The sequence below is a fragment of the Kitasatospora sp. NPDC127060 genome (assembly GCF_042724935.1).
GTDB lineage: Bacteria > Actinomycetota > Actinomycetes > Streptomycetales > Streptomycetaceae > Kitasatospora.
Window position 1 is genome coordinate 115,346 of record NZ_JBHXEG010000008.1, and the last position, 11,733, is coordinate 127,078.

General features: G+C 75.3%; 7 protein-coding genes and 1 pseudogene. 7 read left to right on the forward strand and 1 reads right to left on the reverse strand.

The genetic code is table 11. From position 1 onward, the window contains the following. The first annotated feature begins 9 nt into the window (after window positions 1-9). Window positions 10-252, forward strand: a complete 243-nt coding sequence (locus tag ACFWIS_RS07505) for a phosphopantetheine-binding protein (protein WP_380451621.1) — start codon at window positions 10-12, stop codon at window positions 250-252. Next, on the forward strand, window positions 252-1,001 hold the full coding sequence (locus tag ACFWIS_RS07510) for an AMP-binding protein (RefSeq protein ID WP_380451623.1): 750 nt from the start codon (window positions 252-254) through the stop codon (window positions 999-1,001). Before ACFWIS_RS07505 ends, ACFWIS_RS07510 begins: the two co-directional genes overlap by 1 nt. A gap of 38 nt (window positions 1,002-1,039) precedes the next feature. Here ACFWIS_RS07510 and ACFWIS_RS07515 read toward each other — a convergent pair. Further along, window positions 1,040-1,231 (reverse strand): annotated as a pseudogene (locus tag ACFWIS_RS07515) (amidohydrolase); the annotation flags it as partial. Window positions 1,232-1,321: 90 nt separating this feature from the next. Between ACFWIS_RS07515 and ACFWIS_RS07520 the strand changes: the two are divergent. From ACFWIS_RS07520 to ACFWIS_RS07540, 5 genes are all read left to right on the forward strand, one after another. Further along, window positions 1,322-8,740 (forward strand): amino acid adenylation domain-containing protein, encoded by a 7,419-nt coding sequence (locus ACFWIS_RS07520; protein ID WP_380451625.1) that lies wholly within the window; start codon window positions 1,322-1,324, stop codon window positions 8,738-8,740. Beyond that, window positions 8,733-8,918, forward strand: a complete 186-nt coding sequence (locus ACFWIS_RS07525; protein ID WP_380451627.1) for an MbtH family protein — start codon at window positions 8,733-8,735, stop codon at window positions 8,916-8,918. The genes ACFWIS_RS07520 and ACFWIS_RS07525 overlap by 8 nt, the downstream gene beginning before the upstream one ends. Next, window positions 8,915-10,309 carry a DHA2 family efflux MFS transporter permease subunit gene (locus tag ACFWIS_RS07530; RefSeq protein ID WP_380451629.1) on the forward strand — a complete coding sequence of 465 codons (1,395 nt, stop codon included), beginning with the start codon at window positions 8,915-8,917 and terminating at the stop codon, window positions 10,307-10,309. Before ACFWIS_RS07525 ends, ACFWIS_RS07530 begins: the two co-directional genes overlap by 4 nt. An 83-nt stretch (window positions 10,310-10,392) precedes the next feature. Further along, entirely contained in the window at window positions 10,393-10,944 is a 552-nt protein-coding gene (locus tag ACFWIS_RS07535) for a Uma2 family endonuclease (protein ID WP_380451630.1), read from the forward strand. A gap of 121 nt (window positions 10,945-11,065) precedes the next feature. After that, entirely contained in the window at window positions 11,066-11,617 is a 552-nt protein-coding gene (locus ACFWIS_RS07540) for a YceI family protein (protein ID WP_380451632.1), read from the forward strand. Window positions 11,618-11,733: the final 116 nt, after the last annotated feature.

Genomic DNA, 11,733 nt, shown 5'->3' on the forward strand with positions numbered 1-11,733 from the left:
GTGAAGGGAATGAGTGGAGTGGCGGGTGCGGGCTTCAGCGTGGAGCGGATCCGGGCCGAGGTCGCCGACCTGCTCGGCGGGGACCCGGCGGACATCCCGCTGGAGGAGGACCTGGCGGACTGGGGGCTGGACTCGATCCGACTGATGACACTCGCCGAGCGCTGGCGCGCCGAGGGCGCCGAGGTGGCGTTCGTCCGGCTGGCGGAGCGGCCGTCCGTCGCGGCCTGGGCCGAACTGCTGGGTGTGGCCTGATGACGGGGGTCGTACGGGAGGCGGGCGCGGGGCCGTCGGGCGCCGCGTCGGCGGAGCTGCCGGGAGCGGTCCCGGCCCCGGTCTCGGCGGAGGGACTGGTCCTGCCGGGCCGGCTGGGGTCCGGACCGGCGGTCGAGCACCCGGCCACCACCGTGGTCGGCCCGGTCGAGGCGCAGGCGGCCCGGACTCCGGACGCCCCGGCGTTGGTGCTGGCGGACGGCGGGACGGTGACGTACCGGGACCTGAACGCCTCGGCCAACCGGCTGGCGCGGGTACTGCTCCGGCGCGGTGCCCGGCCGGGGGCGACGGTCGGGCTGGCACCGGCCCGCCGCCCGGAGGAATCGCTGACGGCGCTGCTCGCGGTGGTCAAGTCGGGGGCGGCGTACCTGTCGCTGGACCCGGCGGACCCGCCCGGGCGGCGGGAGTGGCTGGTCGCCCGGAACGAGCTGGTGTGCGTGCTGGGGGAGGCCGTGCCGGGGGCGGTGGCCGGGCTGGACGCCTCGGCTGAGCTGGACACCGATCCGCCGCGGGCGCTCACCCCGCAGCACCTGCTCTGCGTCGGGTACGGCCCGGGCGGGCGCCCGGGCGCCGTCCGCCTGACCCATGGTGAGGCGGACCGGCGGGTGCGGGAACTGCAGGGCGCCCATCCGCTCGGGCCGGGGGACCGGGTGCTGCAACTGCGGCTGCCGCACTGGGGGTTCCTCTGGCCGCTGCGGACGGGGGCGGCCGTGGTGCTGACGGACGGGTGACGGTGGATGACGACAGCGAACGGTGAACAACGTTCAGTGTGCCCGAGGCCGGGCAGGACGTCGTACTCGCAGACCGACGCGACGGTGACCGGCCCGCTGCCGAGGCTCGCCGTGAAGGCGGTGGCCAGGCCGTGGGCCGGCGCGGTGACGAAGTAGCGGTGGGTGCGCAGCAGTTCGCCGCGCCAGGCCGCCGCCCGGTGTTCCCCGAAGGCGGTCTCGGGGTGGGCGTGGCCGGCACCGGGCCGTTGATCAGATCACATGAAGTTAGGTTAGGCTAACCTAAGTAAGGCGTTCCGGATCCCCGAGGAGCTCTCCGCACCATGCCCGCCGTCGAAACGCACCCCGCCGATCACCAGCCCACCGGGGCGCGGCCCGCCGACGTCCCGCTGCTCGCCGCCCAGGCCGCCGTCTGGTACGGCCAGTCGCTCGACCCGGACAGCCCGGTCTACAACACCGGCGACGCCGTCGAGATCACCGGACGGCTCGACGAGGACGCGTTCGAGGCGGCCCTGCGGCAGACGGTGGACGAGGCCGAGGCGCTCGGCGTGGTCGTGGTCGCCGGCCCGGACGGCACCCCGCACCAGCGGCCGAACCCCGACGCCCCCCACTGGCCGCTGCACCGCCTCGACCTGCGCGCCGCCCACGACCCGGACGCCGAGGCCGAGGCCTGGATGCGCGCCGATCTCGCCCGCCCGGCCGACCTCTCCACCGGCCCGCTGTTCACCCAGGCCCTCATCCGGCTCGCCGACGACCGTCGGCTCTGGTACCGCCGGATCCACCATCTCGCGGTCGACGCCTACGCGTTGACACTCCTCGGCGAGCGCGTCGCTGCCCGCTACACCGCGCACACCAGTGGCACCGGACCCGGCCCCAGCCCCTTCGCGGGCCTCGCCGAAGCCGCCGCCGAGGAAGCCGCCTACCGCGCGAGCGGCGACTACGCGGCGGACCGCGCCCACTGGACCGCCCACCTCGCCGGCGCCGAGGCCCCCGCCACCCTGCCCAGCGCGCGCGCCGACCTGCCGGGCACGCCCGCCGCCCTGACCGGTACCGGTACTCCCGCCGACGGCCCGGGCAGCGCGTCGGCCCCGCTGTGCGTCACCGCCACCCTGCCCGCCGGCGCTCGGGAGTGCCTGGAGCGCGCGGCCACCGCCGTCCGAGCCACCTGGGCCGAACTCCTGCTCGCCGCGACCGCCGGCTACCTGCACCGCCTGACCGGCGCCGAGGACGTGGTGCTCGGCCTGCCGCTGGCCAACCGCCGCGGCCCGGCCGCCCTGCGCACGCCCGTCGCCACCGCCAACGTCCTCCCGCTGCGCCTCGCCGTCCGCCCCGCCGACTCCGCCGAGGAGCTGCTGCATCGGGTGGTCCGTGCCCTGCGCACCGCCCGCCGCCACCAGCGCTACCCCCTGGAGGACCTGCGCCGCGACCTCGGCCTGACCGGTGGGCGCCGCGCCCTGTTCGGCCCGATGGTCAACATCAAGGCCTTCGAGGCCGACCTCGACCTGGCCGGCCTGCCCGGCGTGGTCCGCAACCTCGCCGCCGGACCCGTGGACGACCTCGCCGTCAACGTCTCACCCGGCCCCGACGGCTCCCTGCGGCTGGCGCTCGACGCCGACCCGGCCCGTCATGGCGCCGGCTCGCTCGCCACCCACCGGGACGGCTTGCTGCGCTACCTCGACGCCCTCGCCGAGCAGTTGCTCACCGACCCGCGGACGCCGATCGGCCGGATCGACCTGCTGGACGCCGACGCCCTTCGCCGGGCCACCGAGGGCCGCGCCGAGCCGCCGGTCGAGCGGACCGTGCCCGAGCTGTTCTCCGCCCAGGCCGCCCGCACCCCGTACGCCGTCGCGGTCCGTTGCGGTCCGGCCGCCCTCACCTTCGCCGAGCTGGAGCGCCGGTCCAACCGTCTCGCCCACCGTCTGGCCGCCCTCGGCGTCCGGGCCGGCGCACCCGTCGCACTCGCCCTGCCGCGCAGCGCCGACACCCTGGTCGCGATGCTCGCCGTGCTCAAGGCCGGCGGCGCCTGCGTCAGCCTCGACCTGACCCACCCCCGGCAGCGGCTCGCCGCCGTGCTGGCCGACGCCCGCCCGGTCTGCGCTCTCGGCACCCCCGACGCGCTCACCGCCCTCGACCTGCCGCCCGGCCTGCCCACCGTCCGGCTGTCGGCGGACGCCGACGGCACGCCGGACGCCGGGCACGAGCCGGGCGCCGCTCACAGTCCGGACGCTCCGCACGAGTCGGACGCCGACGGCGCGCCGGACACCGCCCCGCCGCCGCCCCGACTCCACGACGCCGCCTACGTGTTGCACACCTCGGGCTCCACCGGTCGCCCCAAGGGCGTGATCGTCACCCACGCCGCGCTCGCCAACCTGCACGCGGGCCACGGCGAGGACCACATCGCCCCCGCCCTCCGCCGCACCGGCCGCGACCGGCTGCGCATCGCCCACAGCGCGTCCTTCGCCTTCGACGCCTCCTGGGACCCGGTGCTGTGGATGGTCCACGGCCACGAACTCCACCTGCTGGACGACGCCACCTACCGCGACCCGGCCGCGCTCGCGGCCCACCTCCACCGGGAGCGCATCGACTACCTCGACCTCACCCCCTCCTACCTCGAAGTCCTGATCACCGAAGGCGCGTTGGACGAGGACCGGCACCGTCCTTCGGTCCTCGCCGTCGGCGGCGAAGCCACCCCGCCCGCCCTCTGGCAGCGGCTGGCCGCCGTCCCCGGCCTGCACCCGATCGACCTCTACGGCCCCACCGAGACCACCGTCGACGCCTACGCCTGGACCCCGGGCCCGGACGGCGCCCCGGTCGGCCGGGTGGTGCGCGGCTCCCGCGCCTACGTCCTGGACGGCTCGCTGCGCCCCGCCCCCGACGGCGTCACCGGGGAACTGTACGTGGCCGGCGCCTGCCTGGCCCGCGGCTACCTCGGCCGTCCCGACCTCACCGCCGAACGCTTCCTCGCCGACCCCTTCGGCCCGTCCGGTGAGCGGATGTACCGCACCGGCGACCTCGCCCGCCGCCGCCCCGACGGCACCCTGGAGTTCCTCGGCCGGGCCGACGGCCAGGTGAAGATCCGCGGCTTCCGGATCGAGCCCGGCGAGATCGCCGCCGCGCTCACCCAACTCCCGGGTGTGGCCCAGGCGGTGGTGATCGCCCGGCCCGGACCGCAGGGCAAGCGACTGCTCGGCTACGTCGTCCCCGCCGCCGGTGACGCGCCCGACCCGGAGGAGCTGCGCGCCGCGCTCGCCGCCCGGCTGCCCGCCCACCTGGTCCCGGCGGCCGTCCTGCTGCTGGACGAACTGCCGCGCACCGCCCACGACAAGCTCGACCACCGCGCCCTCCCGGAGCCCGCCACCCCCACCCCCGGTGCGGCCGCCGCCACCCCGCAGGAGGAACTGGTCTGCGGGCTGTTCGCCGACGTCCTCGGCCTGCCCGCCGCCCCCGGGCGGGAGGACTCCTTCTTCGACCTCGGCGGGCACTCCCTGCTGGCCGGCCGACTGGCCGCCCGGCTGCGCGAGACCTTCGCCGCGCCGGTCGCCTTCGCCGACGTGTTCCGCCACCCGACCCCGGCCGCCCTCGCCACCCTGCTCCAGGGCGGCGGTCCGGCGCCCGAGCAGCGCCCCGCGCTGGTGCCGGTACCCCGCACCGAGCGCCTCCCGCTCTCGCCCGCCCAGCGCGGCCTCTGGTTCCTGCACCGCCTCGAAGGCCCCACCCCCACCTACAACATCCCGCTCGCCCTCACCCTCACCGGCCCGCTCGACCGCGCCGCCCTCACCCTCGCCCTCGGCGACCTCACCGCCCGGCACGAAATCCTGCGCACGGTCTACGGTGAGGAGCCGAACGGCACCCCGTACCAGCGCATCCTGCCCGCAGCCCCGATCGAACTCCACCACGGCGGCAGCAGCGGCAGCGACGGGGACGGGGACGGGGACGGGGACGGGGACGGCGACGCGGACGGCGACGGCAGTGGACACGTGGCCGAGGCCGTCCGGTACGCCTTCGACCTCGGCGCCGAACCACCGCTGCGGGCAACGCTGTTCACCCACGGCCCCGAGCGGCACACCCTGCTCCTGCTGCTCCACCACATCGCGAGCGACGGCGCCTCCACCACCCCGCTGCTGCGCGACCTCGCCGCCGCCTACACCGCCCGGCTCGCCGGTCACACACCCCGACAGGAGCCGCCGGCCGTCCAGTTCGCCGACCACGTGGCCTGGCAGCGGCAGCTGCTCGGCACCGCCGAGGCGCCCACCCCGCTCGCCGTGCGGCAGACCGAGCACTGGCGCGCCGCCCTCGCCGGGCAGCCCGACCAGCTGGACCTGCCCACCGACCGTCCCCGCCCGGCCGTGGCCGGCCACGACGGCGCCACCGTGCCCTTCGCCCTCGGCGCCGAGGCGCACGCCGCCCTCGCCGGGCTGGCCCGGGCCGCCGGCGGCACCGTCTTCATGGCCGTCCAGGCGGGCCTCGCCGCCCTGCTCACCCGGCACGGCTGCGGCACCGACATCCCCATCGGCACGCCGCTGGCCGGCCGCGAGGACGAGCGGACCGCCGCGCTCGTCGGCTACTTCGTCAACTCCGTGGTCCTGCGGACCGACACCTCCGGCGACCCGAGCTTCCGCGAGCTGCTCCAGCGGGTGCGCGGCACCGTCCTGGCCGCGCACGAGCACGCAGACCTGCCATTCGACCGGCTGGTCGAGGAGCTCAACCCGGCCCGCTCGCTCGCCCGGCACCCGCTGTTCCAGGTGATGCTCGCCTGGCAGAGCCGCGCCGACCGGCCCACCGCCCTGGGCGGCGGCCTGACCGCCGAGATCGCCGCGATCCCCAGCGGCACCGCCAAGTTCGACCTCACCCTGAACGCCGGGGAGCTGCCCGGCGGCGGCATCGGCGGCTTCCTGGAGTACCGCACCGACCTCTTCGACGCCGCCACCGTGGCCGGGCTCGGGGACCGACTCACCCGACTGCTCACCGCCGCCGCCGACGCCCCGGACACTCCGATCGGCCGACTTCCGCTGATCAGCGCCGAGGAGCGCCACCGCGCCCTGGTGGAGTGGAACGGCACCCCGGCGGACACCGCGCCGACCGCCGTCCCGAGCGCCGCGCCGACCGCCGCCCCGACCGGCTCCTTGCCCGCCTCCTCGACCGCCACCCTGCCGGAGCTGTTCGAGGCGGCCGCCGCCGCCAACCCGACGGCCACCGCCGTCAGTTGCGCGGAGGAGCGGCTCGACTACACCGAACTCGCCGCCCGCGCCGACCGGCTGGCCCGGCTGTTGGCCGCCCACGGCACCGGCCCCGGCACCATCGTCGCCCTCGCCCTGCCCCGTTCGGTCGACCTGGTCGTCGCCCTGCTCGCGGTGGCCAAGTCCGGCGCCGCCTACCTCCCGCTGGACCCGGACTACCCGGCCGACCGCCTCGCCTACATGCTGGCCGACGCCACCCCCGCCGCCCTGCTCACCGACCGGGCCACCGCGCCCCGGCTGCCCGCCCACGCGGTACCCCGACTCCTGGTCGACGGCGCGGAGTCGGCGGACTTCCCGGCCACCCCGCTGGCCCAGCACGAGCGCACCCGTCCGCTGCGCCCCGACGACACCGCCTACGTCATCTACACCTCCGGCTCCACCGGCCGCCCCAAGGGCGTGCCCGTCACCCACCGCAACGTGGCCCGGCTGTTCAGCTCCACCGACCACTGGTTCGGCTTCGGCGCCCAGGACGTCTGGACCCTCTTCCACTCCTACGCCTTCGACTTCTCGGTCTGGGAGCTGTGGGGCGCCCTGCTGCACGGCGGCCACCTGGTCGTCGTCCCGCACCTGGTCAGCCGCGACCCGGCCGCCTTCCTCGACCTGCTCGCCCGCGAACGCGTCACCGTGCTCAACCAGACGCCGTCCGCCTTCTACCAGCTCAGCGCCGCCGACCGGGACCGCCCCGGCACCGACCTCGCCCTGCGCTACGTGGTGTTCGGCGGCGAGGCGCTCGAACTCGGCCGCCTCGACGACTGGTACTCCCGGCACCCGCAGGACGCGCCCACCCTGGTCAACATGTACGGCATCACCGAGACCACCGTGCACGTCTCCCACATCGCCCTCGACCGGGCGAGCGCCGCCGCCACCAGCAGCAGCACCATCGGCGTCAACATCCCCGACCTGCGGGTCTACGTCCTCGACCAGCACCTCCAGCCCGTCCCGCCCGGCGTCACCGGCGAGATGTACGTGGCCGGGGCCGGACTGGCCCGCGGCTACCTCGGCCGCCCCGGCCTCACCGCCACCCGCTTCGTCGCCGACCCGTACGCCGGGCTCTTCGACGAGCCCGGCACCCGGATGTACCGCTCCGGCGACCTCGCCCGCCGCCGCCCCGACGGCGTCCTGGAGTACTTCGGCCGCGCCGACCAGCAGGTCAAGCTGCGCGGCTTCCGGATCGAACCCGGCGAGATCGAGGCCGTGTTGGCCGCCCACCCGGCGGTGGCCGACGCCGCCGTGATGGTCCGCGAGGACGCCCCCGGCGACAAGCGACTGGTCGGTTACATCGTCGCCGCCGACGCCACGCCCGAGGACGTTCGCGCCCACGCCGCCGCCGGCCTGCCCGCCCACATGGTGCCATCCGCCGTGGTGCTGCTCGACCGGCTGCCGCTGACCGCCAACGGCAAGCTCGACCGCCGTGCCCTGCCCGCCCCCGACGCCCCGGCCGCCGGAGCCGGCCGCCCGCCGCGCAGCCCGCGCGAGCAGCAGCTCTGCCAACTCTTCGCCGAAGTGCTGGGGTTGGCGGCGGTCGGGGTCGAGGACGACTTCTTCGCGCTCGGCGGGCACTCCCTGCTGGTGGTGCGGCTGGCCGGCCGGATCCGTGAGGTGCTCGGCCTGGACGTCGGCATCGGCACCCTGTTCCAGGCGCCCAGCGTGGCCGCCCTCGACGCGGCGCTGTCGGACGGCGCCCGCGACGCCGACGCGCTGGACGTCCTGCTGCCGCTACGGCCCACCGCCCCCGGACGGCGCGCCCCGCTGTTCGCCGTCCATCCGGCGGGCGGCCTGAGCTGGTGCTACACCGGCCTGATCCGTCACCTCCCGGCCGACGTGCCGATCTACGGCCTCCAGGCCCAGGGCGTCGGCGCCGCCACCGCCGGCGAACCGCTGCCCGCCACCCTGGAGGACCTGGCCGCGCACTACGCCGACCGGCTGCGCGAGGTCCAGCCAGAGGGGCCGTACCGGCTGCTCGGCTGGTCCACCGGCGGGATCATCGCCCACGCGGTGGCCGTCCGACTCCAGGAGCTGGGCGAGCGCGTCGAGTTGCTCGCCGTCCTGGACGCCTACCCGGCCGAGGGCTTCCGCGAACTGCCCGTCCCCGACCAGGCCGAGGCCCTGGAGGCCCTGCTCACCATGGGCGGCTTCGGCCCGGCCGACCTCGACCGGCAGCCGCTAGAACTCGACGCCGTGATCGCGCTGCTGGGACGCGAGGGCAGCCCGCTGGCCGGGCTCGACCGGGCCACCGTCAGCGCGCTCAACGAGATCTACCTCAACACCAACCACCTGGTGCGCGGCTACGACCACCGCCGCTACGACGGCGACGTGCTGTTCTTCCGCGCCACCGTCGACACCGTCGACGACTCCCTGGTGCCCGCACTCTGGGCCCCCTACGTGTCCGGCCGGATCGACAACACCGACGTGGCCTGCTCCCACAAGGACATGACCCTGCCCGCCCCTATCGCGCACATCGCCCGCGTGATCGCCGACCACCTGGAGAGGTCCTCCGATGAGTGACGCCCCCGCCAACCCCTTCGACGCCGACGGCGAGTTCCTGGCCCTCGTCAACGATCAGGGCCAGCACTCCCTGTGGCCCGCCTTCGCCGCCGTCCCGGCCGGCTGGGGCGTCGCCCACGGCCCCTGCGCGCGACCCGACGCACTCGCCTGGATCACAGCGCACTGGACCGACCTGTGACCCCTCCGGCCGTCGAGTCCCCGGCGCGCCCCCTGCTCGCGGGGCGCGCCGCCGTGGTCGTCGTCCACACCGCCGCGATGTGCATGAACGGCCTCGACTCCACCATCGTCAACCCCGCGCTCTACCGCATCGCCGAGGACTTCGGCCGACCCGTCCCCGCGGCCAACGCCGTCGAGACGGCCTTCCTGGTCGGCCTCGCCCTCGGTCTGCCGGTGGCCGGCTGGCTCGGTGACCGGTACGGCGTGAAGCGGGTGTTCCTCGGCGCGCTCGCCGCCTTCACCCTCGCCTCCGCCCTGTGCGCCGCCGCCCCCGGCCTCGGCGCGCTGGCCACCGCCCGCGCCGGCCAGGGCGTGGCCGGCGGACTGCTCACCCCGGTCGGCATGACGCTGCTGTTCCGTGCCTTCGAGCCGCAGGAGCGTCCGCGGCTGGGCCGGATCCTGATCGTGCCGACCGCCCTGATGCCCGCCCTCGGGCCCCCGCTCGGCGGCTTCCTCACCGAACACCTCTCCTGGCACTGGCTGTTCCTGGTCAACCTGCCGATCGGGATCGCCGCCGTCACCATCGGCCTGCTCGCGCTGCGGAGCGAGCCGGAACCCCCGGCCGGCCGCTTCGACACCCGCGGCTTCCTGCTCGCCACCCCCGGCCTCGGCCTGCTCACCTACGCTCTCGGCTTCGGGCCCGCCCACGGCTGGTCCGCTCCGGCGGTCTGGCTCGGCGGACTCGCCGGGGCGGCGCTGCTCGGGCTCGCCGTACGGAACCAACTCCGCGCCCCCGCACCGCTGGTGGACCTGCGCCTGCTCGCCGAGCGGTCCTACGGCGCGGCGGGCTGGCTCGCCCTGCTCACCTCGGCCGGACTGATGGGCGCCCTGTTCGTCCTCCCGCTGCTCTACCAAGCCGTTCGCGGCGCAACGGCGTTGGACGCCGGGCTGAGCGTCTTCCCGGAGGCGATCGGCCTGCTGGCCGCCTCCCGGGTGGTCGACCGCCTGCTGCCCCGGCTCGGCCCGCGCTGCCTCGCGCTGCCCGCCCTGCTGCTGGCCGCGACGGTCCTCGCCGCCCTCGGCTTCGCCGAGAATCCCTGGGCCGTAAGGGCGTTGATGTTCGCCGTCGGACTGGTGCTGGGCACCGCCGTGCTCACCGTCCAGATCGCCGGTTTCGCCGACGTCCCGGCCCCTGCGCTGGGCCGGGCGATGGCCCTGTTCACCATCCTCCGCACCCTCGGCGGCGCCCTCGGCATCGCCGCCACCGCCGCCCTGATCGGCGCCCTCACCGACGGCCCCGACCCCACCCCCTACCGCCTCGCCCTCGCCCTCACGGCCACCCTGATCGCCGCCGGAGCCCTCCTCGCCCGCCGCCTCCCCACCGAGGGCCCACCCCCGCCGCCGGAGGCCTGAGGAGCATGTGATCGGGGCGGGCGGGAGCGACGTCCCGCCCGCCCCGACTACCGTACGGTGGCAGGAGCACCGGAGGAGATCGCATGAATCCCGAGCACTACCGTCTTCTCGAAGAGGCCCGACAGGCCCTCCCGAGCGGCTACAAAGTCGAGCTGTCCGGCGAGATCATCGTCATGCAGGCGTCGCCGTCGTCGATCCACCAGCTGAACCTGTCGATCGTGCAGCGCCAGTTCGAGGCGCACTGCCCGGCGGGGTACTTCCCGACCGGCAACAGCGACCTCTCCTCGCCGGGCGCGGGTGCCGTTCGCAATCCCGACCTCACCTACCTGCCCGAGGACGTCATCGAGCTCGGTGGCCACGACATCCCCGCCGAGCTGGCCCTGATCGCGGTCGAGGTCGTGTCGCCCTCCAACCCGGAGAACGACTGGACGGGCAAGGTCCGCGACTACCCGCGTATGGGCTTCCCCCTTTATCTGATCATCGATCCACGCCGTAAGTCGGTCACCCTGTTCTCCGAACCGAACCGCGACCGTTACCACACCCGGACCGACCGGGAGTTCGGCGAGACGATCCGGATCCCCGAGCCGTTCGGCTTCGAGCTGGACCTGGCGCGGCTGGTCCCGTACCGGGACTGAGGTGGCTTCACCCGTTGGCGGGAACCTGGCGGGGCGGCGCCGCGCGGCGGGCGGGGGGTACTGCATCGGGCTGACACGTTGCAGACTGACGCCAGGACCCAAGCCAACTCGGAGGTACCCCGTGACCGTTTCGCTCACCGAGCTCACCGGGGACTACGTCCTCGACCCCGCGCACTCCCGGATCGGCTTCGTCGCGCGTCACGCCATGGTGACCAAGGTCCGGGGCTCGTTCGGGCAGTTCGAGGGCAGCGCCCACCTGGACGGCGGCGATCCGTCGCGATCGACCGGCCAGGTGGTGATCAAGGCGGAGAGCATCGACTCCGGGGTGGAGCAGCGCGACCAGCACCTGCGGACCAACGACTTCCTGGACGCGCCGAACTTCCCCGAGATCACCTTCCGTTCCACCTCGGTCGAGGTGAAGTCCGACACCGAGTACCGGGTGACCGGTGACCTCACCATCAAGGACACCACCCGCTCGGTGAGCATCGACTTCGAGTACACCGGCAATGCCGTCGACCCGTACGGCAACCTGCGGGTGGGCCTGGAGGGTTCGGCGACGATCAGCCGCAAGGAGTTCGGGGTGACCTGGAACGCGGCGCTGGAGGGCGGTGGCGTGCTGGTCGGCGACAAGGTCGTGCTGGAGTTCGACATCTCGGCGATCAAGCAGAAGTAGCCAGGTCCTGTGGGGCCGCGCCGGCCGGGGGGGTGGCCGGGGCCCCGGGGGGGGGGGGGGTGGTGTTGTGGGGGGATTTGGAGGACGGGTCGCTGTGGGAGGGGGAGGAGGGTGGT